The sequence below is a fragment of the Planomicrobium sp. MB-3u-38 genome, assembly GCF_002836425.1.
GTDB lineage: Bacteria > Bacillota > Bacilli > Bacillales_A > Planococcaceae > Planococcus > Planococcus okeanokoites.
On sequence record NZ_PJBO01000048.1, the window covers coordinates 1 to 25,846 of the forward strand.

31 protein-coding genes and 1 riboswitch are annotated in these 25,846 nt (G+C 42.4%); of the genes, 29 read left to right on the plus strand and 2 right to left on the minus strand.

Translation table 11 applies throughout. The features are described from left to right. Window positions 1–238 precede the first annotated feature (238 nt). The 25 genes from fliW (at window position 239) to flgL (ending at window position 19,938) form a co-directional block, all read left to right on the plus strand. Window positions 239–685: a flagellar assembly protein FliW gene (gene fliW, locus CXF70_RS09200; RefSeq protein WP_101802402.1), complete on the plus strand. Its 447-nt coding sequence runs from the start codon at window positions 239–241 to the stop codon at window positions 683–685. 3 nt (window positions 686–688) lie between these two features. After that, window positions 689–910: a carbon storage regulator CsrA gene (gene csrA / locus CXF70_RS09205; RefSeq protein ID WP_101802403.1), complete on the plus strand. Its 222-nt coding sequence runs from the start codon at window positions 689–691 to the stop codon at window positions 908–910. Window positions 911–1,094: 184 nt separating this feature from the next. Then, window positions 1,095–1,970 (plus strand): flagellin Hag, encoded by an 876-nt coding sequence (gene hag / locus CXF70_RS09210; RefSeq protein WP_101802404.1) that lies wholly within the window; start codon window positions 1,095–1,097, stop codon window positions 1,968–1,970. A 153-nt stretch (window positions 1,971–2,123) separates the two neighbouring features. Then, a complete protein-coding gene (locus CXF70_RS09215; RefSeq protein ID WP_101802405.1) occupies window positions 2,124–2,726 on the plus strand; it encodes a DUF8042 domain-containing protein in 603 nt (200 codons plus the stop codon). After that, a complete protein-coding gene (locus CXF70_RS09220; protein ID WP_101802406.1) occupies window positions 2,716–4,569 on the plus strand; it encodes a motility associated factor glycosyltransferase family protein in 1,854 nt (617 codons plus the stop codon). The genes CXF70_RS09215 and CXF70_RS09220 overlap by 11 nt, the downstream gene beginning before the upstream one ends. 16 nt (window positions 4,570–4,585) lie before the next feature. After that, window positions 4,586–5,554 carry a UDP-N-acetylglucosamine 4,6-dehydratase (inverting) gene (pseB, locus tag CXF70_RS09225; protein WP_369916934.1) on the plus strand — a complete coding sequence of 323 codons (969 nt, stop codon included), beginning with the start codon at window positions 4,586–4,588 and terminating at the stop codon, window positions 5,552–5,554. A gap of 28 nt (window positions 5,555–5,582) precedes the next feature. Then, window positions 5,583–6,770, plus strand: a complete 1,188-nt coding sequence (pseC, locus tag CXF70_RS09230) for a UDP-4-amino-4,6-dideoxy-N-acetyl-beta-L-altrosamine transaminase (protein WP_101802408.1) — start codon at window positions 5,583–5,585, stop codon at window positions 6,768–6,770. A gap of 14 nt (window positions 6,771–6,784) precedes the next feature. Next, entirely contained in the window at window positions 6,785–7,516 is a 732-nt protein-coding gene (locus CXF70_RS09235) for a cytidylyltransferase domain-containing protein (RefSeq protein WP_101802409.1), read from the plus strand. A gap of 13 nt (window positions 7,517–7,529) precedes the next feature. Then, window positions 7,530–8,609: a UDP-2,4-diacetamido-2,4,6-trideoxy-beta-L-altropyranose hydrolase gene (gene pseG / locus CXF70_RS09240; protein ID WP_101802410.1), complete on the plus strand. Its 1,080-nt coding sequence runs from the start codon at window positions 7,530–7,532 to the stop codon at window positions 8,607–8,609. After that, a complete protein-coding gene (gene pseH, locus CXF70_RS09245; protein ID WP_101802411.1) occupies window positions 8,606–9,163 on the plus strand; it encodes a UDP-4-amino-4,6-dideoxy-N-acetyl-beta-L-altrosamine N-acetyltransferase in 558 nt (185 codons plus the stop codon). Before pseG ends, pseH begins: the two co-directional genes overlap by 4 nt. After that, window positions 9,160–10,206 (plus strand): pseudaminic acid synthase, encoded by a 1,047-nt coding sequence (gene pseI / locus CXF70_RS09250; protein ID WP_101802412.1) that lies wholly within the window; start codon window positions 9,160–9,162, stop codon window positions 10,204–10,206. Before pseH ends, pseI begins: the two co-directional genes overlap by 4 nt. Window positions 10,207–10,233: 27 nt before the next feature. Further along, window positions 10,234–10,422 carry a YjfB family protein gene (locus CXF70_RS09255; RefSeq protein WP_101802413.1) on the plus strand — a complete coding sequence of 63 codons (189 nt, stop codon included), beginning with the start codon at window positions 10,234–10,236 and terminating at the stop codon, window positions 10,420–10,422. 118 nt (window positions 10,423–10,540) lie between these two features. Beyond that, window positions 10,541–11,308 carry a glucosaminidase domain-containing protein gene (locus tag CXF70_RS09260; protein WP_101802414.1) on the plus strand — a complete coding sequence of 256 codons (768 nt, stop codon included), beginning with the start codon at window positions 10,541–10,543 and terminating at the stop codon, window positions 11,306–11,308. Window positions 11,309–11,494: 186 nt separating this feature from the next. Further along, the gene (flaG, locus tag CXF70_RS09265) at window positions 11,495–11,848 is read left to right on the plus strand and encodes a flagellar protein FlaG (protein ID WP_101802415.1); all 354 of its coding nucleotides are present in this window, start codon (window positions 11,495–11,497) and stop codon (window positions 11,846–11,848) included. A gap of 29 nt (window positions 11,849–11,877) precedes the next feature. After that, the gene (gene fliD, locus CXF70_RS09270) at window positions 11,878–13,335 is read left to right on the plus strand and encodes a flagellar filament capping protein FliD (protein ID WP_101802416.1); all 1,458 of its coding nucleotides are present in this window, start codon (window positions 11,878–11,880) and stop codon (window positions 13,333–13,335) included. Then, the gene (locus CXF70_RS09275) at window positions 13,335–13,724 is read left to right on the plus strand and encodes a flagellar protein FliT (RefSeq protein ID WP_101802417.1); all 390 of its coding nucleotides are present in this window, start codon (window positions 13,335–13,337) and stop codon (window positions 13,722–13,724) included. The genes fliD and CXF70_RS09275 overlap by 1 nt, the downstream gene beginning before the upstream one ends. Window positions 13,725–13,742: 18 nt before the next feature. Further along, entirely contained in the window at window positions 13,743–14,120 is a 378-nt protein-coding gene (fliS, locus tag CXF70_RS09280; protein ID WP_101802418.1) for a flagellar export chaperone FliS, read from the plus strand. A 261-nt stretch (window positions 14,121–14,381) separates the two neighbouring features. Continuing rightward, window positions 14,382–15,179: a flagellar motor stator protein MotA gene (motA, locus tag CXF70_RS09290; protein ID WP_101802420.1), complete on the plus strand. Its 798-nt coding sequence runs from the start codon at window positions 14,382–14,384 to the stop codon at window positions 15,177–15,179. Next, entirely contained in the window at window positions 15,169–15,999 is an 831-nt protein-coding gene (motB, locus tag CXF70_RS09295) for a flagellar motor protein MotB (RefSeq protein ID WP_179135703.1), read from the plus strand. The genes motA and motB overlap by 11 nt, the downstream gene beginning before the upstream one ends. Window positions 16,000–16,018: 19 nt before the next feature. Then, window positions 16,019–16,447 (plus strand): flagellar basal body-associated FliL family protein, encoded by a 429-nt coding sequence (locus tag CXF70_RS09300; RefSeq protein ID WP_084243347.1) that lies wholly within the window; start codon window positions 16,019–16,021, stop codon window positions 16,445–16,447. 80 nt (window positions 16,448–16,527) lie between these two features. Continuing rightward, window positions 16,528–16,953, plus strand: coding sequence for a flagellar protein (locus CXF70_RS09305; protein WP_233208594.1), 426 nt, complete (start codon window positions 16,528–16,530; stop codon window positions 16,951–16,953). Window positions 16,954–16,979: 26 nt separating this feature from the next. Further along, complete coding sequence (gene flgM, locus CXF70_RS09310) at window positions 16,980–17,246, plus strand: flagellar biosynthesis anti-sigma factor FlgM (protein ID WP_084243346.1); 267 nt, start codon at window positions 16,980–16,982, stop codon at window positions 17,244–17,246. Window positions 17,247–17,285: 39 nt separating this feature from the next. Further along, window positions 17,286–17,765 (plus strand): flagellar protein FlgN, encoded by a 480-nt coding sequence (locus tag CXF70_RS09315; protein ID WP_233208602.1) that lies wholly within the window; start codon window positions 17,286–17,288, stop codon window positions 17,763–17,765. 24 nt (window positions 17,766–17,789) lie between these two features. Continuing rightward, the gene (flgK, locus tag CXF70_RS09320; RefSeq protein ID WP_101802422.1) at window positions 17,790–19,034 is read left to right on the plus strand and encodes a flagellar hook-associated protein FlgK; all 1,245 of its coding nucleotides are present in this window, start codon (window positions 17,790–17,792) and stop codon (window positions 19,032–19,034) included. Window positions 19,035–19,059: 25 nt separating this feature from the next. Further along, window positions 19,060–19,938, plus strand: coding sequence for a flagellar hook-associated protein FlgL (flgL, locus tag CXF70_RS09325; protein WP_101802423.1), 879 nt, complete (start codon window positions 19,060–19,062; stop codon window positions 19,936–19,938). A 663-nt stretch (window positions 19,939–20,601) separates the two neighbouring features. Here the strand turns inward: flgL and CXF70_RS09335 are convergent. Together CXF70_RS09335 and CXF70_RS09340 are read right to left on the minus strand one after the other, a co-directional pair. Beyond that, on the minus strand, window positions 20,602–21,441 hold the full coding sequence (locus tag CXF70_RS09335) for a flagellar hook-basal body protein (protein WP_101802425.1): 840 nt from the start codon (window positions 21,439–21,441) through the stop codon (window positions 20,602–20,604). A gap of 16 nt (window positions 21,442–21,457) precedes the next feature. Further along, on the minus strand, window positions 21,458–22,309 hold the full coding sequence (locus tag CXF70_RS09340) for a flagellar hook-basal body protein (RefSeq protein ID WP_101802426.1): 852 nt from the start codon (window positions 22,307–22,309) through the stop codon (window positions 21,458–21,460). A 212-nt stretch (window positions 22,310–22,521) separates the two neighbouring features. Then, a riboswitch (cyclic di-GMP riboswitch) is annotated at window positions 22,522–22,606 on the plus strand. A gap of 88 nt (window positions 22,607–22,694) precedes the next feature. Here CXF70_RS09340 and flgB point away from each other — a divergent pair. The 4 genes from flgB to fliF all read left to right on the plus strand — a co-directional run bounded on the left by flgB (window position 22,695) and on the right by fliF (window position 25,840). Beyond that, window positions 22,695–23,096, plus strand: a complete 402-nt coding sequence (gene flgB, locus CXF70_RS09345; RefSeq protein WP_084243340.1) for a flagellar basal body rod protein FlgB — start codon at window positions 22,695–22,697, stop codon at window positions 23,094–23,096. Between the two features lie 5 nt (window positions 23,097–23,101). Beyond that, on the plus strand, window positions 23,102–23,557 hold the full coding sequence (gene flgC / locus CXF70_RS09350; RefSeq protein ID WP_084243339.1) for a flagellar basal body rod protein FlgC: 456 nt from the start codon (window positions 23,102–23,104) through the stop codon (window positions 23,555–23,557). Window positions 23,558–23,880: 323 nt separating this feature from the next. Then, a complete protein-coding gene (fliE, locus tag CXF70_RS09355; protein WP_101802427.1) occupies window positions 23,881–24,177 on the plus strand; it encodes a flagellar hook-basal body complex protein FliE in 297 nt (98 codons plus the stop codon). Window positions 24,178–24,202: 25 nt separating this feature from the next. Next, complete coding sequence (fliF, locus tag CXF70_RS09360) at window positions 24,203–25,840, plus strand: flagellar basal-body MS-ring/collar protein FliF (protein WP_101802428.1); 1,638 nt, start codon at window positions 24,203–24,205, stop codon at window positions 25,838–25,840. Window positions 25,841–25,846 lie beyond the last annotated feature (6 nt).

Genomic DNA, 25,846 nt, shown 5'->3' on the forward strand with positions numbered 1-25,846 from the left:
GTTTTTATTTCTTTTAAATAAAATATTAATTAAATTGTTGGGCGTATCTTGTTTTATTGGATAAATTCTAAAAGATTAAACAATAAAAAATGTGCTTTTCAATAATTTTTATTCTGTAAATCGAATAATGCATAGGGATTTTAGCACGAGCGCAAAAAATTACTGTTTAATCATTCCATTATGTGCAAAAATAAGAACTAACAAATTGAATCACGAACAGAAATGAGGAGAACCCAAAATGAAATTCCAAACGACCCGTTTCGGTGAAATAGAAGTAGCAGACACAAGCGTCATTACATTTGCAAGAGGCATCCCCGGCTTTGACGACTACCAGAAATACGTATTGATCCCGGCCGACACAAAAGAAGAAACGCCGTTTTTCTTCCTGCAATCGCTGGAAGCGGAAGACATCAGTTTCTTCCTCGTTGATCCGTTTTCATTCTTTAAGGACTATGACGTTAAAATTTCCGACCAGACCGTCGATCGCCTTGAGCTCGAAGACCCATCCGACGCACTGGTGCTGACAACGGTGACCGTACCTGGCGAAATGCAGCACGCGACGACCAATCTCAAAGCGCCGCTCGTCATCAACAATAGGAAGCAACTCGGCATGCAAACCGTGCTGGACAATAAAACCTACGAAATCAAACAGCCGCTATTCCAAGCTGAAGCAAGGAAGGTGTAAGCGATGCTCGTACTCGGACGAAAAAAAGGCGAATCGATCATCATTGATGATCAAATCGAAGTCATCGTGACAAGCGTCGAAGGAGAAACAGTGAAACTCGGAATTGAAGCGCCCAAGCACATCACGATCCACCGGAAAGAAGTGTACTTGGAAATTCAGGAAGAAAATAAGAAGGCAATGTCGAATGTGATTGATATCGGAGATTTTTTGAAGATGAAGAAGTGAGTGGGGAGTCTGCAGAGATGCGGGCTCTTTTCTATTTATAATAGAAAATAAAAGTATTTTGAAAATAAATTAAAAAAACGCTAAACATTTTCTGACGCCCTCCGATAAAGATAGTGTAAGGAAGTTCAAACGGATTTGAACACCCTTGCAAAAACAAAAAAACATTACACGGAGGTAATACACAATGATTATTAACAACAATATCGCAGCTCTTAACACTCACCGCCAAATGGGCCAGGTAAGCGGAGCAGCACAAAACTCAATGGAAAAACTTTCTTCAGGTCTTCGTATTAACAAAGCAGCAGATGATGCAGCTGGTTTCTCAATTTCTGAAAAAATGCGTAACCAAATTCGCGGTATGGATCAAGCTCAGCGTAACGCGCAAGATGGAATTTCACTTATTCAAACTGCTGAAGGCGGATTGAATGAAACTCATTCTATTTTACAGCGTGTGCGTGAACTAGTTGTTCAAGCTGGTAACGGCACTAACAACGATGAAGAGCGCACGAATATCCAATCAGAAATTGGTCAATTAGTTGAAGAGATCGATAGCATCGCTGGTCGTACGGAATTTAACGGTAAAAACTTGCTTGAAGGCGGTCTTGCTGCTGGTTCTGGCGTTACTGGAGTAACATTACAAGTTGGGGCAAATAGTACTCAACAGTTAACATTCAACATCGAAGATATGACAAGCACAGGATTAGGTACAGGTTCTGGTTCTACCCTATCAGACTTAAGTGTTTCAGGATTTGGTACTTTAGCTGCGGACGCTTCAGGAGGAGGTTTCGATGCTCAGCTTAAAATTGTGGACGATGCAATCAAGCAAGTATCTGACCAACGTTCAACCTTGGGTGCAGTGCAAAACCGTCTGGATCACACTATCAATAACTTGGCTACATCTGCTGAAAACTTAACTTCTGCAGAATCACGCATTAAAGACGTCGATATGGCGAAAGAGATGATGAACTTCACGAAGAACAACATCTTGACTCAAGCTTCACAAGCAATGCTGGCTCAGGCAAATCAGCAGCCGCAAGCAGTTTTACAACTTCTTCGTTAATTGATTGCTTGAAATTTGAAAGGAGACTCTCACCTGGGAGTCTCCTTTTTTTTATAAAAATAAAATACATAAATAGTAAAGATTTCTAATAAAAAACCGATATAATTAGTATGGTTACAGAAGCATTAGTTATTAAATTGGAGGAGATCTCAAATGCAACTTAAGTTCAAGAACCTAAATCAGGAATTCTCTCAATCGACAACTGTTAATGAAATTATAATGAAAATTAATGAGTGGCTAGGCTCTTCTTATCTATTTAGCCACCTGAATGCTGATGGCGTTGAAGTATATGAGGATCAGGATCAATATCTCTCATCTAATTTGTTGAGTATTCAAGTGCTTGAAGTCATCGCTTATACTCCACAGGAGTTTATTGCCACTTCTTTGTTGGATGCAGAGAATTACTTAGAAGGCGCATTGAAAGAATTTGAAAATCTTGCAGATGGTTTTTATAATACGCCCGGAAACGCTGAATGGGCAGACTTTAGCAAGATGCTGGAAGGTATGCAATGGCTGAATTTGGTAATCTCATCTATTGGAAACCTCAAAGAAAAGCCGGGGAATTGGACGGAGTTCACAACTGTTTCTGACAAGCTTCAAAGTGAATTAAAAAACCTTGAAGAAGCGATTGAAAAGGATGATTCCATTTTAATCGCTGATTTAATTCAATATGAATTATTACCATTGTATGAAAGTCTGGAAAAAGAGGTTAAGCAAACTATAGACAACGAAGGAATGCGCAAAAATGTTAATTGATAACAGAAATTATTTGAGAATAAGTCAACGTCCTTTACTCTACAAACTGGATGAAGCAGTAGAAGATAAGAATATTGTTATCGAACCTTCAAAAAAAGGGTTGCCTACATTGAAGGTAACAATAAATGATAAAAACCAATATATACACAGTAAATACGATCCGGAAAAAGAAGCTGAGAAATTAATCGAACAAATTAAAGATATCGACAAATCCAAACATGTGCTCTTCATTGGAACGGGACTGGGTTATCACATCAAGAATCTCTTGAAAAAATTTCCGGGTCTTTCATACTCGATTTATGAGCCTAATCTGACTACGATGAAACATTTCTTTTCCAACTTCAATATTAATGAATTTCCTAAATCAAATATGAAAAATGTTATTACAAGTAGAGAGCCGGAAAAGCTGACTCATGAAATCGCCAGCTTACTGCAAAATAACGGTACAAATATTTTTGTTTATACTCTCCCGTCATATTCTGATTTATATATAGAAGAAACAAAATGGATTTTTCAAGCTTTAAAAGATCTATTAAAAGGCAAACGCAATAATTTGGCCGTCAACGCTTCGTTTCAAAAAAGATGGACAATCAATTCAATAAAAAATTTCCCATCTGTGCTGCAAACTCCAAATATTTTAAAGGATGTCGACAAAGCCGCCTTCGAAGGCAAACCGGCTATCATAGTAGCGGCTGGCCCGTCATTGAATGAAGAGTTTGAAAACCTGAGATACATTAAAGAAAATGGATTGGCTTACATTTTTTCAGTAGGGTCAGCTATCAATTCATTGATTGAACATGGTATATATCCGGACGCAGCTTGTACATACGATCCACAGGGGCATAACTATAAAGTAATAGATATCATTAAAAAACGAGGCATTACTGGTATTCCATTGATTTTCGGAAGCAGTGTAGGATATGAAACCTTATTAGATTTTCCCGGTCAAATGTTCCATATGTCAATAAACCAGGATACGATAGGACCCTTTTATTTGAACGATTTTGATAGAGAAAATGTGGTGCATGATGCAGCATCCATAGCAATTATCACTTTCCAACTCTTATCAAAACTTGGATGCAGCCAAATAGCCCTGGTTGGACAGAACCTTGCTTTTGTAAATAATCATAGATATGCAAAAGGGATAGATCACGACTATGTCACTAACGAAATTTCCGATATAGAGAAAAACAAGGCACTAACGGTGAAAGACGTGAATGGTCACGAAATCCACACCAGTGAAAGTTATCATAATATGCGCATTCAGCTTGAAAAGTATATAGAAGCATATAGTGTCGATCTGACTGTTTTTAATACAACAAAAAATGGAGCCCATATCCGAGGGACTAAATACATTCCTTTAGATGAAATAATCAGCGAATTTTGGACGAAAGAAAAAGTTGTTAGTTCAGATTGGACCCTGAGCGCGAATACTTATGATTTAAATTTTACTTATAGACAGAGTGTCATAATGTTAAATGAAAAACAAAAACTGGATCAAATAATAATAAAAGTGAATAAGGAACTTAAACAAATTATGTCTCAGCTGGAATTGAATCAAATCAACAGTTTGAATGATAAATTTATTAGTTTTGATAAAATATTTAATAAACTAAGTAGAAATACTTTTTATAAAGTTTACATTGAGCCTATGATGCGCATACACAATGAACGCTTCCTAAAAGAAAATCAAGCACTTGTTTTCGAGAGAGATTTGCACAAAAAAGGAACAGCGATGGTAAGGGTTTATAAAGATTACTTAAATGATTGTAAGCAAAATTACATTATTATAGAGCCATACTTCCAAGAAATGCACAAAAAAATTATAGAAATAAATAATTGATAAGGGTGAAATAGCGGTGTTAAAAGGGAAAACTATACTTGTTACAGGTGGAACGGGCTCATTTGGTAAAAAGTTCATAAAAGAAATTCTTCAAGAAGAGGTTAAAAAGGTAATTGTATTCAGTCGGGATGAGCTGAAGCAATACGAAATGGCACAAGAATTCACAGATGAAAGAATGAGATTTTTTATCGGTGATGTACGAGATAAAGATCGACTCTACAGGGCCTTTGATGGAGTAGACATTGTGATTCACGCTGCGGCTTTAAAACATGTTGCAGCCTGTGAATATAATCCCTTCGAGGCAGTAAAGACAAATATTAATGGTGCACAAAATATAATTGAAGCGGCAATTGATCGCAACGTAGAAAAAGTAATTGCCTTAAGTACCGACAAAGCTGCAAGTCCCGTAAATTTATATGGAGCTACTAAGCTGGCTTCTGACAAGCTATTTGTTGCAGCCAATTCTTATGTAGGCGATAAACTCACGAAATTTTCGGTTGTCCGTTACGGCAATGTAGTTGGAAGCAGAGGGAGTGTGGTCCCCTTTTTCAAGAGAATTAAAGATACAGGAAACATTCCTATCACTGATGTAAGAATGACCCGTTTTTGGATAACCTTGGACCAGGGGGTACAGTTTGTATTGGATAGTCTTGAGAGAATGCATGGAGGAGAAATTTTTGTTCCGAAAATCCCAAGTATGACAGTAACAGATTTGGCAGAAGCCATAGCTCCAAATTGTGAAATTGATATTATTGGTATACGGCCAGGCGAAAAACTTCATGAAGCAATGATAATGGAAGATGATGCGAGACACACAAAAGAATACGATTCATATTTTGTGATTCAACCCGAATTTCCTTGGTGGACTGAAGAATTATGTGCAGATGGAAGAGCTCTTCCTGACAATTTCAAGTATACGAGTGACAGTAATACAGAATGGCTTTCCATTAATGAACTCCGGAAATTAACTGAAGAGGTGAAGTGAAGTGATTCACTTTGTACAGGAGGCAGTCATGGTAAAAGAAAAGGAATATATAGCAACTAGAACAAATTACTTGCCTTATGGAAAGCAGTGGGTAGATGACGAAGATATCGAAACTGTTATTTCTATTTTAAAAGGCGATTACTTAACAACAGGTCCAGCAATTCAGAATTTTGAACAGAGTATAGCCGAGTATACCGGTTCAAAATATGCAGTGTCGTTTTCAAGTGGAACTGCTGCCTTGCACGGGGCTTGTCATGTCGCGGGAATTGGTGGTGGCGATGAAGTTATCACCACTCCGATGACATTTGCTGCAAGTGCCAACTGCATTCTTTACCAGGGAGCAACCCCGGTATTCGCAGATATTGATGAAAAAACTTACAACATTGATATAGATAAAATCGCAGAGAAAATTACCGAAAACACCAAAGCTATTATTCCTGTTCATTTTACTGGTCAGCCAGTAGACTTGGATGAACTTCATGCATTAGCAGCAGAACACAATTTAATTGTTATTGAAGATGCTGCCCACGCACTGGGAGCTACCTATAAAGGGAAACCTGTTGGCGGTCTTTCCGCCATGACAATGTTCAGTTTTCATCCAGTGAAACATATTACCACCGGAGAAGGCGGAGTAATCACGACTAATAATGAAGAATATTATAAGAAGCTAATTCAATTTCGCTCTCATGGAATAACCCGGGAAAAGGAATTGTTACAAGATGATGATCATGGTCCCTGGTACTATGAAATGCAGTTTTTAGGCTTTAATTATCGAATGACAGATATCCAAGCTGCTTTAGGTATAAGCCAATTGAAGAAATCAGCTTTTTTTCTTAAGCAAAGGGAAGATATTGCAGAGAAATATAACCAGGCATTTTCTGATTTGCCGGAAATTAAAATTCCGTTTCAAGCAACTATGCGCCAATCCAGTTGGCATCTTTATATCATCCGTTTGGATTTATTAAAATTAACAGCAAGCAGAAAAATCGTGTTTGAAGATTTACAAAAGCAAAACATCGGTGTAAACGTACATTACATTCCTGTTCATACCCTGCCCTATTACCAGGAACTGGGTTACAAAAGAGGCTCCTTGCCAATTGCAGAGGAACTTTATGAAGAAGTAATTTCTTTGCCTATTTTTCCGAAAATGACAGAAAAAGACGTTGAGGATGTCGTTGCAGCTGTTCGTAATACGATTATACGATACACAAGATAGAAGAAGGTGCAGGTATGAAAATCGCTGCTATAATTCAAGCGCGTATGGAGTCTACAAGATTGCCGGGTAAAATAATGAAGGAAATTAAAGGCAAGTCTTTACTTGAACATCAAATAGAGCGTATAAGAAAATCAAAAAAAATTGATCAGATCATAATTGCTACCTCAGTCAAAGAAAGCGAGCAACCTATTGTTGCTTTATGTGAAAAGCTGCGTATCCCTTATTTCCGAGGATCTGAGCAAGATGTCTTAGAACGATATTATGAAACTGCTAAGCACTATGGGGTTGATGTAGTTGTAAGACTTACTTCTGACTGTCCGATTATCGATCCGATGGTGATTGATGCAATAGTCTATAAATACCTTGAACTCTCATCGGTAACTTCATATGTCTCAAATACCATTGAAAGGTCTTTTCCGAGGGGACTCGATGTAGAGGTGTTTTCTTTTGAAGCATTGGAGAAAGCTCACATTACTGCAACCTTAGAAGCTGAGCGCGAACATGTCACTGCCTATATGTATTCAAACAAGAGCGATATAAAAGTGGCGAACTTCAAAGGGGAATTTGATTATAGCCACAACCGGTGGACGGTTGATACTTCGGATGATTTCAAGTTGATCGAGTTGATTATAAACGAGTTATACAATCCGGCAGAAATATTTTTATTGGAAGATGTAATTGCTTTATTGATGGAAAACCCAGACTGGAAAAAAATTAATAATCATGTGGAACAAAAGAAACTTTAGGTTGTGAATCATTATGAAAATAGTTATTAGAACTGATGCCTCTAATGTAATAGGGTCAGGGCACGTCATGAGGTGTCTCACATTAGCCAACCAATTAAAAAATGTTGGATTTACTATTATTTTCATCTGTCGCAAATTTCCGGGAAACAGTATATCTCATATCCGAAACCAAGGATTTCTGGTAGAGGAGTTACAGGACTATGGAGCAAAGGATCATTGGTCCTGGATTAAAGAAAATTGGGAATTGGATGCTGAAGAAACTCAAAATGCCATTTTAAGATTTAACACTCCAGTAAGCATGATCATAATAGATCATTATAGTATTGACAGTAAATGGGAAAAAAGAATTCGGCAGCATGCTAAAAAGATTATGGTGGTGGATGATTTAGCCGATAGGCCCCATGATTGTGATCTGTTGCTCGATCAAAATTATTATATAAATATGCAAGATCGTTATGACACATTATTGCCAGAAGCTTGTACTAAGTTATTGGGACCAAATTATGTATTGTTAAGAGAAGAGTTTTTATGCAGTAATATTAAAGAAATCAGTCGCAATGGCAATATTAAGCGTATATTAATCTTCTTTGGAGGATCGGATCCGACTGGGGAAACCTTAAAAACACTGAAGTCTTTATCGAACTTAAATATGACAGAGGTTTACCTTGATGTTGTAGTGGGGGAATCGAATCCTCAGAAACTAAAAATACACAATTTTTGCAGAAAGATCCCTACTATCACGTTTCATTTACAAGTAAATAATATGGCTGAGTTGATGGTGCAAGCTGATTTAGCCATTGGAGCAGGTGGTTCGACGATGTGGGAAAGATGTATCTTAGCCTTGCCTTCGATGAGTATAATTGTCGCGAATAATCAAAAAGAATTAGTGGAGGCAGTGGCTATTGCTGGCGCTACCGTTAATTTGGGGGAATCAAGGAGTGTAACTCCTAATACCATTCAAAAAAGCTTGCAGGATTTGATGAAGAACCCTTATTTAGTCGAATCAATTTCAAAAAAATGTGGGCAAATCATTGATTATTCCCAAGTCAAAAACAGGCCTCTTGTTAAAGAAGTCCAGAGGGTTTTGTTATGAAATTCCATGGCGATTCTAAACTGAAAGATATTAACTACAATGATTTATCATTGATATTTAACTGGAGAAACCAGGATAATATCAGATCTGTAATGTTAAACAATGCCCCGATAGATTGGCTTCAACATTTGGAGTGGTTTAATAAATATGAAAAAGATACAAACACGTTAAGTAAAGTTTTTTATTATAATGACATTCCGTATGGGGTGTTAAATATCAAAGGCTTATCGAATGAAATTCGCTGCTGCGAGTGGGGATTTTATATTGGTGACCGTAAAGCTCCGAAAGGACTTGGGACACTTCTGGGTTACACATCGTTAAATTATATTTTTGATGAATTGGAATTCGATGAGATTAAAGGGCAAGTAGTTGATGCCAATCATAAGAGTATTAAATTTCATGAAAAGTTAGGTTTTACAAAAGTGAAGAAAGAAAAAAGCCATAACAGGTGCAAAGAAACAACGAAGGATCTAATAGTTTTTCGATTAACAAAAAAACATTGGGAGATAAAAAAGGAAACAATAAAAGAATTAATTGAAGGAAGGCTGTTATGAAAAATATTAAAGTTAAAGAAACTGTAATTGGATCAGGGTTCAAGCCGTTTATCATTGCTGAGATGTCGGGCAACCACAATCAATCCCTTGATAGAGCTCTCGAAATTGTGGAAGCAGCAGCGAAATCCGGAGCACATGCTTTGAAAATTCAAACCTATACTGCTGATACATTGACGTTGAATGTCGCCCATCCCCATTTTAAAATTGAAGATGAAGAAAACTTATGGAATGGAGAGAGTTTATACTCCCTATATCAAAAAGCTTATACACCATGGGAATGGCACAAGCCTATATTTGATCTCGCCAATGAATTGGGAATGATTCCTTTCAGCACACCGTTTGATGAGACGGCCGTAGATTTTCTGGAAGAATTGGGTGTTGAGTTGTACAAGATCGCTTCTTTCGAGAATACTCATCTTCCCCTGATAAAAAAAGTGGCGGCTACTGGTAAGCCAATGATTGTGTCAACAGGAATGGCAAGTATCGCAGAATTGGATGAACTCGTACAAACAGCAAGAAATGCGGGGTGTAAAGATTTAATTTTATTGAAATGCACAAGTACTTATCCTGCCGAACCGCTAAATACTAATATTAAAACAATCCCGCATATGCAGGAATTGTTCGACGTGCAAGTCGGACTTTCGGATCACACAATGGGTACCGGAGTTGCTGTAGCCAGTGTAGCACTTGGAGCAACAGTTATAGAAAAACACTTTACTCTATCACGAGAAGAAGGGGGAGTAGATTCTGCTTTTTCGATGGAGCCTCATGAGATGGAAGCATTGGTTATTGAATCTGAACGTGCTTGGCAGTCACTTGGAAAAGTGGCTTATGGTCCAACGGAAAAAGAAAAGGGGTCGCTGAAGTTCAGAAGATCAATTTATGTTTCAAAAGACATTAAAGCAGGTGAAGCTTTTACTGAAGACAACATCCGGGTGGTACGTCCAGGTTATGGTATAGCACCCAAATACTATGAAGACTTATTAAATACTACTACTGATAAAGATTTGAAAGCGGGCGAGCCCGTTTTGAAACTTTTTTAATAACCAAATCACGAGGGGGATAAATCGATGGATGTAACAACATACGTGACAGCGGCTGCTATTATGACTTCTCAATCCTCGGTGCAGCAGAATGTGAACATTGCATTACTTAAGAAAGCAATGAATACATCAGAAAGTAATTCGAATGAGTTAATTCGAACAATGCAGCATTCTGTACAACCTCATATGGGCAGTAAAGTCGATATTAAAGGGTAGTTAGTAAATTAAATTTTCCTTTAAAAAATAATTATTGTCACAATTACCCTATTCTATTTTACTTCATTCTCCTGTATGATAAATTCATGTTTATTATGATAAAAGGTGTGTGACGAACGTGACGAGCCCGATTTCTTCAAATTGGTTCTACTACACAACAATGGCATCACTGGCACAGGCATCGTCTGCTGCAGGGCAATCAGGAAATTCTGCTAATCCGTTGAACGGTGCGGGAAGTGACAGCTCAATGTTCATGATGTTGCTGAGCTCGATGATGCAGGGCGGTGAAATAGATCCCTCAATGATGGCGGCCATGAATCCTGTGGCAAGTTCTGACAATGGCCAGATGATGGCGCAACTGAATAATACCTATAAGCCGATTTCGGTGACGCTGCCTTCAGCACAAGTTGCCACTCCAACCGTGCCAGTTGTTTCCGATTCTTCAGTCCAGCCGACAGTTCCTAGTTTGAAAACGGATTTGAACTTCAAACCGATTCAATTCCTTAAACTTGAAAGCAATTTAAGCGGCAAGTTGAGCGGCACTTCTGCCCATTTTATCAATGCCGGAAAGAAATATGACTTGGATCCGAACTTTCTATCCGCTATCGCCATCCATGAAACTGGAAACGGCAGCTCCCGCGCAGTGAATGAGAAAAATAACGTGGCCGGAATGATGGGCAAAAATGGACTCCGCAGTTATGATTCTGTGGAAGAAAGCATTTTTGATATGGCACGTAACTTGCGACAGAATTATTTAAACCAGGGCATTACAACGGTTGCGGCAGTTGGTGCTAAGTATGCTCCGGTTGGTGCGGGCAACGATCCCACTGGCCTTAACAATCATTGGGTCGCTGGTGTAAACCGTCAATTGAATAAATTAACTTAAACAAAACCGATAAAAATTTGTCGGTTTTGTTTTTTATTGTCTAAGATGATTAAGACGAAATAATTACATGGATAAATTCTATAATAATTTCAATTTATGCTAAAAATATCTCCTTTATTGCCGATATATAAGAATAACAATAATGTTTTCTATCAATATATCGATGAGACAAGGGGACAACCGCCGATGGAAGTGAAAAACTCGCCAATCATGAGCTTTCCGAAAAAAATTGAAACTTCTACCCCTGAGATTGTAAAAGCAGAGTTCAAAATTTTGCCGGAACAGCTCAATAAAGAAAAAGAAAAAGAAGAAATGACCAAAGAAATGGTCAAAAACCGTATTGACGGAATGAATAAATTTGTGGAACAAACAACTACTGCTGTGAAGTTTCAATTTCATGAAGAGCTGAACGAATATTATGTACAAGTCGTCGACTCGATGACAGATGAAGTGTTGCGCGAAATTCCAAATAAGAAATTTCTGGACATGTATGCTTCGATGACCGAGCTGATGGGCTTAATAGTAGACGATAAATTTTAATACTTTTTAAATGAGATGGAGTGATATGAATGCGTATAGGTGGATTAGCATCGGGAATGGATATCGATCAAATAGTTAAAGATTTGATGGCTGCTGAAAAAATGCCGCTGGATAAGTTGAATCAACAAAAAGTATGGACCGAATGGCAACAGGAGGCTTACCGGGAATTCAATTTAGCATTTAAAAATTTACAGACGAGCGCAAACAGCCTACGGTTTACCTCAGCGTTTAATGCTTATTCTGCAACATCTTCTAATCAGGGAAGTGTAGGGGTTACTACTACATCAACTGCAATGAAAGGTACTTATGAAATTGAAGTAAAAAGTTTGGCAAGTTCAGCGAAATTGACATCGACCGCTGCTGTAAAAAATGCCGCCGGAAACAATGCGGCAGGAACTGATGTAATAGGAACTGCCGGTACTATTAGTGTAACTAGTAATGGGGTAACAAGAGAAGTTCCGATTACTGCTGACATGACTTTTTCTGCCGTAGCCAAAAAAATTCAAGATTCTACTGCTGGCGGAGTTCCGGAGTTGCGTGCGAGTTTCGACAATACAACTTCGAGGTTCTTCATGTCCACAAAAGGCATGGGGGCAGACCAAAACTTCTCGCTGACTTTTGACAGCCCTGAATTGGCGGCAAAGGTCGAAACGCCAGCCGGTGTTACTACTAGTGCTAAAGATGGCAGCATCTCCTTTGACGGGGTGGATGTCACCGGATTGAAGTCGAATCAGACAGTCGTGAATGGTTTAACCATTAATCTAAATTCTATTGGAACATCAACAGTGACTGTTCAAACAGATACGGCAAAGCCGGTAGAAGCTATAAAAAAATTCGTAGAAGACTACAATAAAACAATTGCAGACATTGAAAACAAATTGATTGAAAAGCGCTACCCGGATTTTCAGCCACTGAGCGATGAAGAAAGAAATGCGATGAGTGAAACCGAAGTTGAAATGTGGGAAAAGAAGTCGAAAAGTGGTTTATTGCGCAATGACCCTCTTTTGCGCGGTGCGCTTCAAGACTTGCGACGGGCATTTATGGATCCTGTAGATGATTTAGAAAATATCGGCAATTTGAGTATGCTTTCACAAGTTGGAATCAATACAGGGCATTATAGTGAAGGCGGAAAATTGAAAATTGACGAAGACAAGCTCAACAAGATGATGGCTGAAAAGCCGGACGAAGTGATGAACCTCTTCACAAAGAAAACGGGTACTCCAGGTATATTTGAACGAGTCTACAAAGAACTGGATACTGTTGTAAGAGATTTAAGCAATAGGGCAGGAAGCCAGGGAAGTTTTGTCGATAAAAGCTCATTGACCAAAAAAATTAACCAGATGAATGATGATATCAATAAATGGCAAGATCGATTGATTCGTTTGGAAGACCGCTACTGGAATCAATTTTCTGCAATGGAAAAAGCTTTGAATCAAATGAACCAACAAAGCATGTGGATGCAGCAAAATATGTTCGGTGGCATGTAATGGACGCGTATCAACTCAGACTTGCTGAATTTCTCGAACTGACAGAAAAACTGAATGCACAGGCAAAAGCGGTGAATTCCAAAATGGAAAACAACGAAGCTGGCCAGCTCGAATCTGTGCAGGCACTTTTCGAAAGGCGCCAGGCAGTCATCGATCAGCTCAGTGAATATACAAAAGCTGCTGAATTCGAATGGACGACCGAAGATAAAAAAGTCATCAGCCAACTGAAAGGGTATGAAGATGAAATGCAGCCGATATTAAATCGCTTGCATCAATCTTTTACCACCCAGATGAACCGGCTGAATCAAACAAGTCAGGCATCGAAGAAATATGTTGGTGCTTACCAGACGAAATCCACCGAAGGCTCATTCATTGATCAGCGGAAGTAATACAAGGAGGTTCTTTAATTGGCAATCAACAATCCGTACCAGACCTACCAGCAAAACTCGGTCACAACAGCATCACCACAAGAATTGACCTTGATGCTCTATAACGGCTGCCTGAAATTCATCAAGCTTGCTAAACGTGCGATGGACGAAGGTAAATTTGAAGAAAAAAATACAAACTTGATCAAAGCGCAGGCAATCATCCAGGAATTCCAAATCACGCTTGACCGTGATATCGCAATTTCAGAAGGCCTGGCTCAATTATACGAATACATTAACTTCCGTCTTATAGAAGCGAACATGAAAAACGACTTGGTCATCCTTGAAGAAGCAGAAGGCCAAGTCAAAGAACTGCGCGACACATGGAAAGAAGCAATGGCATTGGTGAAGGGGAAGTAATTTTTTATTTAACGACTTTGAAGAAATCGCTGGAGGCAGCGAAGTGCAAAGATGTGCTCCTGCATCGCTGCGCTGCTTCGTCGCAAACGATTTGCGCAAGCGCAAATCGCTTCCTGAAGGACTATGAGCGTGTCCTGAGACCCGGCAAGAGGGCAGAGGCTCAGGCCGCTCCCTGCGGAAAGCGTCTGCCTCAGGTGATTTCTGACTACAGAAAAATAGCAACATTAGACAGAGACAAAGCAGTGAAATGAGGTTACAGATGTGGATAAGACATCCTGGATTGGCGTAATACTTGGAATAGTCGTTTTGGTTGGAGGCATGATTTTAAAAGGATCCAGCCCGATCGCTTTATATAACCCGGCAGCACTCGTCATCATTTTTGCCGGAACGATCGCGTGTATCATGGTCGCGTTCCCGATGGAAGAAGTTAAAAAAATTCCGAGCCTGTTTAAAGTCCTGTTCTCGGAAAATAAAACCCTGTCAATCAAAGAAATGGTGCCGATGTTCTCACAGTGGGCGATGCTTGCACGCCGCGAAGGGCTATTGGCTTTGGAAGAACGTGCAGAAGAAGTGGAAGATCCATTTTTGCAGCGCGGCTTGAAGATGGTCGTTGACGGCCAGCCGCAGGAACAGATCCGCGAAATGATGGAAGAAGATATTGCGGCAATGGAAGAGCGCCACGAACTTGGCGCGAAAATCTTCACGCAAGCCGGTACATACGCCCCGACACTCGGGGTGTTAGGAGCAGTAATCGGACTGGTCGCAGCACTTGGCCACCTCGATGATATCGCCCTTCTCGGAAAATCGATCTCCGCCGCGTTTATCGCAACGCTGTTCGGGATTTTCTCAGGGTACGTCCTATGGCATCCATTCGCCAATAAACTAAAACGGAAATCCGAGCACGAAGCACGGACCAAGCGCATCATGCTGGAAGGCTTGCTGGCGGTTCACGAAGGCCTGCCGGTCCGTACAGTGGAAGAAAAACTATTGACTTACCTGCCGCTCAAGGACCGTGTTCTTGAAGAGGAAGTAAAAGAAGGTGTCGGCGTTGAAGCGTAAGAAAAAACATGAAGATCACGTAGACGAATCCTGGCTGATTCCATACGCAGACGTTCTCACCCTGCTGCTCGCTTTGTTCATCGTGCTGTTCGCGGCAAGTGAAGTGAACTCGCAGAAATTCCAGGAGATTTCCGATTCATTCAACCGGGAGCTGCAAGGCGGCACCGGTATTTTGGATCAGCAGTCAGCGGTCGAAACATTTGAAGAGACGTCGAAGCTGGCGGAACCGAATGATGTCGATCCGACTGAAGGGGAAGCGACAACGCCGCCGGAAGTGGAAGAGGAAATTGATGATAAGATTGAAATGACTGCCGAAGAGATCGAGCAATTGGCTCTTGCGGAAGACTATAAAGAACTTGCGGCGATACAGGATAAAGTGAAAGCTTATATCGCAGAGCGCAATATGGAAGATAAATTGGAAGCGGAACTGACTTCCAAGGGCCTGGTGCTGAAAATTAAAGACGGCGTGCTCTACCGTTCAGGAAGTGCGGATATTTCAGAAAGTTCACGGACTGTCGCAGAAGAAATCGGCAAGCTGCTGGTGACGGATCCACCGCGCAGCATTTTCATCGAAGGACATACGGATAACATTCCGTCGACTTCCGACAGATTCCCGTCCAACTGGGAATTAAGCTCGGCACGTGCAATCAACTTCATGAAGATTCTGCTGGAAAACAACGAATTGGATCCAACGAAATTCAGCGCAACCGGCTTTGCAGAGCATCAGCCGATCGCCAGCAATGAGACTGCGGAAGGCCGTGCAGAGAATCGCCGGGTCGAAGTGTTGATTTCATTGTATGCACATGAAGAAACAGACTAATAGCAAATAGAGGTGCGTTATGGGGAAAATGATGAAAGTCTTGCTAGTTTCATTGCTTGTATTGGGTGCAGCAGGAGCCGGTGCGTTCTTTTTCTTAGGAAAAGATGCGGAAGGCTCCTCTGAAAAAGAAAAGCAGCCGTCTGCGGAAGAACTGGCAGCAATGAGCATTGATACAGATATAATTACAACAAATTTGGCGTCGCCGAATTTCGGCATCGTCCAATTCAATATTTTATTGGACAGCGAAAAGGCGAAGGAAGAGGCTGAAAAGCGGACGCCGGAAGTACGGGCAGCCATCATTTCGACAGTGGCCGGATTTACGAAAGAGGAATTGGTCGGGCAGGAAGGCATTGCTGAACTGGAAGAGCAATTGAAAGGGAAATTGGCGGACATTATCCAGACCGGAAAAGTGGACCGCGTACTGGTTACTGAATTTAAAGTGCAGTAATTGAAAAGCAATTTGAAAAAAAGCTAAACAAACCGCGAAATATGCCGATATTTATTTTATAAAGGAACTGGGTGATTATTATGCAGTCAGATCGATTAGCTAACTGCACGATTTGCGGTAAGTTATATTTGAAGGATCATACGGATTATTGTTTGGATTGCTACAAGGAAATGGAGCAGGAGTTCAAGATCATCACCGATTTCCTGAAAGTGGAGGAAAACCGGTTCGCTTCCATTGAAGAAATCAGCGCGTTTACAGGCGTAGCGGAAAAACGGATTGCGGATTTCATCCGCGACGGCCGGATCTACGTCGAGGATTACCCGAATCTGGGATACGGATGTGCGCATTGTGGTACTCTTATCAAGAGGCAGATGCTGTGCAACAGCTGTTTCGAGGACTTTACTGCCGAGGTCAATAAGACCTTGAAGGCGGAGAAATTCCTGGAAGAAGCGAACAAGCCGAAAGAGCATGCTCAAACGGCAAGATATTGGAAACTAAGAAATTAAAATATAAAAGACGGGGCGGTGAAGGAATGAATATCGATAAAACAAACGGTTCTTCCTTTATTCAATCTTACCAAAAGCAAATGCAGGTTTCGAAGGTGGATAAAGCGAAGCCATTGCAAAAAGAGGATCAGCTGCAGATTTCAAATGAGGCTAAGCAGATGTTCGAAAGCAAAGCGGAATTTGACCGCCATGAAAAGATTCAGGCGCTGAAAGCCCAGGTCCAGTCTGGTGAATACCAGGTGAACAGTGAAAAAGTGGCAGAAAAGATGTTTGATTTCTGGTACGGAAAATAAAACGGTCAGTTAAAAGGAGGGTGTCGGATATTGAATGCAATGGTCACGGCACTGGAACAATTAATAGACGTCCAACAGCAGCTCATCAATTGTGCTGACAACAAGAAAGCGGCATTGATCGAGCGCAATGTGGACAGTTTAAATGGTGTAACGAAAGAAGAGAAGAAGCTGGTCAAACAGCTCGAACAAGCGGAACAAGGACGGATGGCAGTAATGGAAAGCGTTGCGCAGGATTCTGCAGCAGCAGGTTTCCAGTCATTTCTGGACCAAGTTCCCGGTGGACAGGCAAGACAAAAGATTGAATCCCAATTGAAAACATTACAGGAGCTCACCGCGGAATTGCAGGCGAAAAATAAGATCAATGACCGCCTGCTGAAAGATTCCATGAGCTTTGTACAACATATGATCGACCAGATCACCAGATCACAGCAGCAGCAATTCAACTACCAATCACCGATGGGCCAAGCCGGCCAAAAATCACAAACAGGCAACCGCGGCTTTTTCGATACGAAAGCCTGAGCGGAGCAGAAGGAAGGGAAACACATGGTTTCAACATTTCACGGATTAGAGACTGGAAAACGCGCCTTGAGCGTCGGGCAGGCAAGCATTGCAACGACCGGCCATAATATTGCCAACGCCAATACGAAAGGCTATTCGCGCCAGCAGGTGAACCAGAGCACGACTCCTTCACTGGATGTCTGGACGAACAGCACGAACCCTGGCCAGCTCGGTTCAGGCGTTTCCATCGACTCGATCACGCGTGTGCGGGACCGTTTCCTGGACAATCAATACCGTGACCAATCAGCGACACTTGCGGATGCGCAGACCAAACAGGCAGCATTCGACCGCTTGGAATCGATCATCAATGAACCGAGCGATTCCGGTTTGAACGCAGCTATGGACCAGTTGTGGAACGCATGGCAGGATCTTTCGAACAACCCGGACAGTGTGTCCGCCCAGGCGGTTGTCAAAGAACGCGCGCAAGCGTTTGTCGAAGCGGCTCAGGCAATGGACAGCTCGATGGCTAACATGAAAATCGACTTAAGTGAGCAAAAGACAGCAGCCATTTCCGAAGCGAACGATTATCTGAAAGGGATCGCTTCATTGAACGAATCGATTGTCCGCGGAGGCAACCAAGCAAATGATTTGAAAGACCAGCGCGATGTACTTGTCGAAAAGTTAGCGGCGCTTGCTCCGATCAAAGTCGATGCGCAGTCGAACGGGGCTTATAACATCAGCCTGGTTCAAAAAGACGACGCACCGCTAGCCCTTGTTACTGGCACAACAGTAAGCGAAATTGATGGTGCTACCGAAGTGACAGGCGGGAAGATCGCCGGTTTGATTGCAGCTGAAAGTAAAGTTGAATCAAACCACAGTGCATTGATGTCGGTGGCAACAACATTTGCAGCTGCAAACAATAAAACAGAAGGCGGTACGCCGCTGTTCAGTAATACCACAAGCATTGCCGCAATGGCAGTCGACTTCGGCTCAACACTTGGTGCACCGACAGCAGAGATGGAGTCGGACATTAAAGGCGTAAAATCTGATTACCAGAAGCTGGTCAGCACGTTAGGCGCTGAGAGCCAATCGGCAACACGTTCAGTTGCAAACTTTGAAGCGACTTTGCAGGCGACGGAAAATCGCCGCCAGTCTGTAACAGGAGTTTCTTTGGACGAAGAAATGGCCAATCTTGTTAAATTCCAACATTCATACAGTGCCGCAGCTCGGCTGATATCAACGACGGATCAGATGCTTGATACGATTATTAACCGGATGGCTGCACGTTAATAATCGGTAACCGGAGGTAAGTAAAATGAGAATTTCACATCAGATGCTACATCAGAATTCAATGAACCATGTCAGCCAGAACATGAGCCGCCTGAACAAAGCGTATAACGACGCTTCGACAGGCAAACAGATCCATAAGCCTTCAGACGATCCGCACGGTGTGAGCCAAGCGATGCAATTGAAGTCAGCCATTTCGGCAAATGGCCAATACGAGCGCAATACTAGTGAAGCCAATTTGGTGCTGGATGAAACGGATCAGACGATCAACAGCATGGTCAATGTCATGCAGCGTGTGCGCGAATTGTCTGTTCAAGGCAATAACGATACGTTGAACGAGGAAGACCGCAACGTCATCGCGACGGAAGTTGAAGAGTTGACGGAGCAGCTTCGCCAGTTCGCCAACACACAAGTGAACGGCAATTACCTGTTCAATGGGACGGATACGAAAAATGCGCCTTATGCTAACAAAAACTCGCATGAAACAGCTGATTTCGCTGATGTGAAATTGAAAACTTTCACCATCGCGGAAGGCTTGACGCTGGAAGTGGGCGTAAAGGCGGGCGAACTATTCGGTCAAGGAGAAGCTGGCCTCTTTGCGAAACTGTCGGAAGCAGCGCAAAACCTGCGAGCCGGCGAAAAAGTTTCGTTGGATGAAATCGATACCGGAGTCGACCGGATGCTGCAAAAATCCGCTGAAGTCGGAGCTCGCAAAAATCGTGTTGAAGCCGTCGAAAACCGCATCTCCGGCAGCACGCTTGAGTTGAAGCAAATGCTGTCGAAGATCGAAGACATCGACATCGCCGAAGCCATCACGAAGCTGAAAAGCGAAGAAAGCCTGTATCAGGCGAGTCTTGCTGCTTCAGCAAAAATCATTCAGCCAACTTTGATGGACTTTTTGAGATAATAAATGAACGAAGGAGCGTTGCCATTGTGGCGATGCTCTTTTTGTTTTTTATAGTTCGCAGCCTTCAGCAATTGCCGGAATTCAAAAGCTTGGACGGATGCTTTTCGCCTAAGCCCGGCCGAAAAGCGGGAAACCTCGAATTCAAGAACATAGTGGATGTTTTTCGCATCGCGAAAAACTCCTTCTTTAAGGAAATCTTCGCGGATGCGGAGATTTTTTCAATATGGGGTTTTGGGGAGGTGGGAGTGGGTGAAGGACGGGACGGTGGGAAAAGGGAGCTGTTAAAATAACCCATATTAATAATAGTGATGTGCCGTGAGCTGATTTCATATGATAGGGGACGTTATTTGTCATGAATTCCAGGTAGTTGGGAGTAAAACAGGGGAAGTTGGGAGTAAATCGATGAAAGTTGGGAGTAAATCGATGAAAGTTGGGAGTAAACGGTGCCGAGTTGGGAGTAAAATCAAAAGCTGATGAGAATGAAAATTATTTTGTTTAATTATTCCATCTGAATAGACAGATTCTTCGAGCAGAGACTGGTGCTATTTAGCGTTTCACAGGAGTTGGGCATAAAACAACAAAAGTTGGGCATAAAAGACACCGACTTGGGCATAAATCTAAAAAAGCGGAGTACCCGATACATCGGGTACTCCGTTTTTCCTATTATCCTCTAATCGTATTAACCAAACCGCGCATATCATCAGCAAATGAAATTGCCTTGCTTTGCGATTGCAGCAACCGCTGGGTAGCGATCAATTCGGTCATTTCGGTAGTCAAGTCGACGTTGGACATTTCGAGCGCGCCTTGGCCGACGCGGATCGTCCCGTCATTTCCATCAGCAAGATTCAAAACTTGCAGGGTTCCGCTGGCTACTTGCTCAGCTTCGGTGCCCGGCAATTCGTAAAGATTGCCGCCGGTTTTCTGAAGAAGGTCCGGACGGTTGATTTCAGCAATACTCAATTGGAACGTATCAGCCGGCTTGCCGGCAGTTTTGTATGTCACATTGAGTGTGCCGTTTTCATTCACCGTGATGTTGTCGTAATCGTTGTCGATGGTGATTGGCTGGTTATTCGCGCCAAGGACGGCTTCACCGTTGGATGTGACCAAGTTTAGCTGATTGCCGGCTGCATCTGGTGTTAATTGGAACGAACCGTTTTTGGTGTAATACGTATTTCCGCCATTCTCGACGCGGAAGAATCCGTTTTCGCCGGTGATCATGAAATCAAGTTCGCGGCCGGTTTGGACAGCTGAACCCTGGTTCGTGCGAAGTGCAATCTGTGAAACGGTTGCACCAGCGCCGATGCGGATGCCGTTGGGTGTTTGGCGCCCGGCTTCCAGTGGACCGGCTTGTTTTTCGAACGATTGCACCAGGGCGTCGGCGAAATTCGCTTCCTGTCTTTTATATCCGGTGGTATTGACGTTCGCGATGTTATTGGCGATCGTGTCGATTTTCTTCTGTAATTCGCGCATAGAGGAAGCCGCGGAATTCATTTGGATATTCATTTAGCTGAGCCTCCCATTATACGCGGCCGATTTCATTGACCGCTTTTTCCATACTGCGGTCATAGGCCTGGATTATTTTCTGGTTAGATTCGAATCCGCGGTACGTTTTCATCATGTCGGTCATGGTCTGCGTCAAATCGACGTTCGATTGTTCGATATATCCTTGCTGAACGAGTGGACCGGTATTGCCAAGGCCTGCAAGTTCAATCGATACAGGGGCCAAAGCGGGATCACCAGCCCAGCGCAGAAGGTTCTGGCCTTCTTTGATAAATTGTTGCGGATTTTCAGTATAAGAAATGAATAGGGAATTATTTACAGTTCCATCAGCCAAAGTGACCTGACCGTTTTCAGCAATGGTAAATTCAGTCGAACCCACCTGAATAGGCTGTAAATCTTGATTCAGCACATTGAATCCTTCAGCTGTTGTCAAGAATCCGGCATCATCGACAGTGAATTGTCCGTTTTGGGTATAACGGATTTCATTGTTCGGCAGAGACACAGCAAAGCTTACAGCCCCTTGCTGTCCAGTCTCCGGGTTGATTGGCAGCGACGAACTGAGCAAAGCCAAATCTGTAGAATTTCCTGTATTTTTTAAAGCACCCTGAGTAAAAGAAGGAATTCCTTCCTGTGTATAAACTCCTGTATGAAGGGAACCGATGTGTTTTTGAGACGCCGGAAGTTTTGCTCCTCCAACGGTCGTTCCACCGGATTCCATCGCTTTGATCAATTGGGCTGGAAATGCGCGCATGACGGATTGGTCTTTTTTGAAACCGGGGGTCATGGCATTTGCCAGGTTGTTTGTCAGCATTTGCTGCTGTCTGTTATTCGCCATCATCCCTGATGTGGCGGTGTATAAACCACGAAACATTGTTCGATCTCTTCCTCTCGAGAAAATAAGATTAATATGCGTAAGCATAACATTTTATTGACAATATTGACAAGCTTATTGGAAAATAAAACCATAAAAAATTTTTTAATCAAAAATATACAATTTTTTATTTATGTGATACTATATCTTGGAACTAAATTTTGAAAATGTGAAAAAAGTATGAGTTTAAAAGAGGAAAGTAATAAAACCTATCCTGAAAAAGGCAAACTTTTTGAAAGAAAAGGACGCAAAACCACGGGCCTAAGTATTCATTTATAAGGCAGCCGGGTCGCCGGAAGATGGAAGCTGTGAAGCTTGTCCACCTTTATTGAGGGTGGATTTTTATTTGTCATGATGAATACATATTTACACAGGAGGAAGGAAATTGAATCTCATTTCACCCACAATCCAGTCGCTGGAACGGGCTTTATCAACTTCAGCCCTTAAACAGCAGACGCATACGGCAAATATCGCGAATGTGGATACGCCGGGTTACAAAGCCAAGCAAGTCGATTTTGAAACGGCATTGAAAAATGCTTCCAGCAAACAGGCGTTGGCGAGTTACAAGACTGATGCTAAACATATTGCATTCAGCAATGAATCCTCACAATTTGATCCGAGGGTCACAGTCAATGAAAATTCCGAGTATAAAATCAACGGAAATAATGTCGACATGGATGTCGAAATGGCGGAGTTGGCGAAAAACCAGCTTCTATATAATGCAGTGACTGACAGAATCAGCGGGAAATTCCGCAGCTTGAGCAATGTCATCAGCGGAGGGAGATAATTCAGATGAGCTTATTCAACAGTTTTAATATCAGTGCATCCGGCCTGACGGCGAATCGCCTCCGCATGGATGTAGTATCAGCCAATATTGCAAACGCTGAAACGACGCGTTCTCAAATGGTCAATGGCGAATGGACACCGTATCGCCGGAAAACAGTCGAATTGACCCAAAGCGGCGTTTCACCATTCGAGCAGAAATTGCAGGCGATGATGGGCAATGGCAACAATGCCGTATCGGGCGTATCGGTTTCAAGAATCAAAGAAGACGATGCACCTTTCACGTTGAATTACGATCCAAGCCATCCGGATGCCGATGAAAATGGCTATGTGCAGCTGCCGAATGTCGATCCGATCAAAGAAATGGTCGATCTGATGTCGGCAACCCGTTCATATGAAGCGAACGTAACTGCGCTGAATGCATCAAAAAGCATGTTCATGAAAGCCTTGGAAATCGGGAAGTAATTCTTTTGAAATTATTCATCTAATAAACGATATTCCGCAAAACAGCTCCGCTTTCCTGGTGGCTTGCGCTGAGCTAACTCGGACTCGTTTCACTTCGTCCGAGTGGATCTCAGCACTTCGCTTAGTCACCTGGGAGTCTTCGCTGTTTTGCTCCATATCTCTAGAGAACTCTCACAGCGCCGGCGCGTCGCCGGACTGGGCGGAGCTATAAGACGAGTGTTCTTCTCGGCTTATAGCGGGAGCCTTGTCCAAAGCGCCGAAGCGGCATTTTAAAAATTATTTTTAAGTTACTTCTATAAAGAAACAAACCTGGGGGAAATATAATGAATCCAATCAATCAGATACAGACACCATTCATACAAGGGTTGACCAATCCGATCGTGAAGCCTGAAAACAAGGTGGAAGGTTTTGGTGAAATTTTTAAGCAGGCTATACAGAATGTCAATCAGACACAAAAAGCATCCGATAAGCTGACAAGTGATCTGGCGACCGGACAGGTTGAAAATATCCACGAAGTGATGATCGCTTCGGAGAAAGCGAGTCTGTCGCTCGAACTGACGATGCAAGTACGCAATAAAGTAGTGGAAGCTTATCAAGAAGTGATGAGAATGCAAGTATGATTCTGGCAAATAGGATGAGTGATCGATGAAAGAGAAGTTTAGTGCTTATAAAACAAAAGTCAGTGAGACGTGGGGAAATATTTCTCCAAAGATAAAATGGACGATTATCGGATCGTTTTTTGTTACTTTCCTGCTGTTGCTGGTTTTCATCTTTCTTGGTTCAAGGTCGGATATGACGCCGTTGTATTCGAATCTGTCGCCGGCTGAAACTGGTGAAATCAAGGCGGCGATTGAGTCACAGGGAATCCTGACGGAGGTATCGGCTGACGGCAAAACGATCAGTGTGCCGCCTGAAGAAGTGGCGAACTTGAAAGTGAGTTTGGCGGCTGAAGGGATACCGAAGAACGGCAATGTGAATTACAGCATTTTCAGTGACAATATGGGACTGGGCATGACGGACCGCCACTTTGATGTAGTGGAACGTGATGCCATGCAAAACGAATTGGCCATGCTGATCCGCCAGATTGACGGCGTGACAGATGCAAATGTCATGATCACCCTGCCGAAGGAAAACGTTTGGCTGACGGATGATGAACAGGTGGCGACAGCTTCTGTAGTCATCAAAGGCGAGCCTTCATTCCAATTGGATCAAAAGCAAGTAAATGGCTTGTATCATTTGATCAGCAAGAGTGTTCCAAGTCTGCCGTCAGATCAGATAGTCATCATGGATCAGAACGGACAGACTTTCACAATGGAAGATGAAAAAGCCGCCGATACAACGTTGACGGTTTATCAGCAGCAGCGCGACATCAAACAGGATATCGAAAAAGACATCCAAAAAGAATTGCAGCAAATGCTCGGTTTATTGCTTGGGCGCGATAAAGTCGTCGTGTCGGTAATGGCAAGTGTGGATTTTACGAAAGAAAAGCGTGAAGAACAATTGGTTGAGCCGGTTAATGAAGAAACGGGCGAAGGCATTGATATCAGCGTTGAACGAATTGTTGAGACCTATTCCAGCGAAGGTGCCACAGTAGAAGACGCCGCTGGTACTGGCGATACTGAAATCGCCAATTATCCGGCTGCAGGCGCAGGCGGAAACAGTGAATCGGAAAGAACGGAAGAGCGCATCAACCGCGAAGTCAACCGGATTCACCGTCAAATCGAATTGAGCCCTTATGTGATTGATGATATTACGATCAATGTGGGTGTTGAACCGCCGGTGCCGGGGAATCCGGACAGCCTGACGCTTGAAACGGTCGGCGATATCCGGAATCTGCTTGGCAACACGGTGAGCGCCGCACTCAGTATGAATGGCGCCGAAGTCAACGAGCTTGAACTGGATGACCGGATTTCAGTCTTTGCGACAGAATTCCAAGGGAAAACGGTCGTAGAAGCTGAAGAACCGATTGATAATTGGTTCGGCACGATTCCGAACAGTCTTTTATTGATTGCCGGAGCAGCTGTCGCGTTGATTTTGATCATCGGAAGCCTGATTTTCGTATTGATGAGAAGAAAACGTGAAGTGATCGAAGAGGATTACGGCTTTGATATGTTCGAACAGCCGGTAACGCCGATTGGATCTTTGGAAGAAGAAGAGAAGGAAATCGATCTTTCGGAATTTGACTCAAGATCAAATCCAAAACGGAAGACGATTGAAAAACTGGCCAAGGGCCGACCGGAAGATTTCACGAAATTATTGCGTACTTGGATGTCGGAAGAGTAGGAGTGT

Coding starts and splice junctions, on each gene's coding strand:
- fliW (WP_101802402.1), top strand. CDS start 239: ATGAAATTCCAAACGACCCGTTTCGGTGAAATAGAAGTAGCAGACACA.
- csrA (WP_101802403.1), top strand. CDS start 689: ATGCTCGTACTCGGACGAAAAAAAGGCGAATCGATCATCATTGATGAT.
- hag (WP_101802404.1), top strand. CDS start 1,095: ATGATTATTAACAACAATATCGCAGCTCTTAACACTCACCGCCAAATG.
- CXF70_RS09215 (WP_101802405.1), top strand. CDS start 2,124: ATGCAACTTAAGTTCAAGAACCTAAATCAGGAATTCTCTCAATCGACA.
- CXF70_RS09220 (WP_101802406.1), top strand. CDS start 2,716: ATGTTAATTGATAACAGAAATTATTTGAGAATAAGTCAACGTCCTTTA.
- pseC (WP_101802408.1), top strand. CDS start 5,583: ATGGTAAAAGAAAAGGAATATATAGCAACTAGAACAAATTACTTGCCT.
- CXF70_RS09235 (WP_101802409.1), top strand. CDS start 6,785: ATGAAAATCGCTGCTATAATTCAAGCGCGTATGGAGTCTACAAGATTG.
- pseG (WP_101802410.1), top strand. CDS start 7,530: ATGAAAATAGTTATTAGAACTGATGCCTCTAATGTAATAGGGTCAGGG.
- pseH (WP_101802411.1), top strand. CDS start 8,606: ATGAAATTCCATGGCGATTCTAAACTGAAAGATATTAACTACAATGAT.
- pseI (WP_101802412.1), top strand. CDS start 9,160: ATGAAAAATATTAAAGTTAAAGAAACTGTAATTGGATCAGGGTTCAAG.
- CXF70_RS09255 (WP_101802413.1), top strand. CDS start 10,234: ATGGATGTAACAACATACGTGACAGCGGCTGCTATTATGACTTCTCAA.
- flaG (WP_101802415.1), top strand. CDS start 11,495: ATGGAAGTGAAAAACTCGCCAATCATGAGCTTTCCGAAAAAAATTGAA.
- fliD (WP_101802416.1), top strand. CDS start 11,878: ATGCGTATAGGTGGATTAGCATCGGGAATGGATATCGATCAAATAGTT.
- CXF70_RS09275 (WP_101802417.1), top strand. CDS start 13,335: ATGGACGCGTATCAACTCAGACTTGCTGAATTTCTCGAACTGACAGAA.
- CXF70_RS09300 (WP_084243347.1), top strand. CDS start 16,019: ATGGGGAAAATGATGAAAGTCTTGCTAGTTTCATTGCTTGTATTGGGT.
- CXF70_RS09305 (WP_233208594.1), top strand. CDS start 16,528: ATGCAGTCAGATCGATTAGCTAACTGCACGATTTGCGGTAAGTTATAT.
- flgM (WP_084243346.1), top strand. CDS start 16,980: ATGAATATCGATAAAACAAACGGTTCTTCCTTTATTCAATCTTACCAA.
- CXF70_RS09315 (WP_233208602.1), top strand. CDS start 17,286: ATGGTCACGGCACTGGAACAATTAATAGACGTCCAACAGCAGCTCATC.
- flgK (WP_101802422.1), top strand. CDS start 17,790: ATGGTTTCAACATTTCACGGATTAGAGACTGGAAAACGCGCCTTGAGC.
- flgL (WP_101802423.1), top strand. CDS start 19,060: ATGAGAATTTCACATCAGATGCTACATCAGAATTCAATGAACCATGTC.
- CXF70_RS09335 (WP_101802425.1), bottom strand. CDS start 21,441: ATGAATATCCAAATGAATTCCGCGGCTTCCTCTATGCGCGAATTACAG.
- CXF70_RS09340 (WP_101802426.1), bottom strand. CDS start 22,309: ATGTTTCGTGGTTTATACACCGCCACATCAGGGATGATGGCGAATAAC.
- flgC (WP_084243339.1), top strand. CDS start 23,102: ATGAGCTTATTCAACAGTTTTAATATCAGTGCATCCGGCCTGACGGCG.
- fliE (WP_101802427.1), top strand. CDS start 23,881: ATGAATCCAATCAATCAGATACAGACACCATTCATACAAGGGTTGACC.
- fliF (WP_101802428.1), top strand. CDS start 24,203: ATGAAAGAGAAGTTTAGTGCTTATAAAACAAAAGTCAGTGAGACGTGG.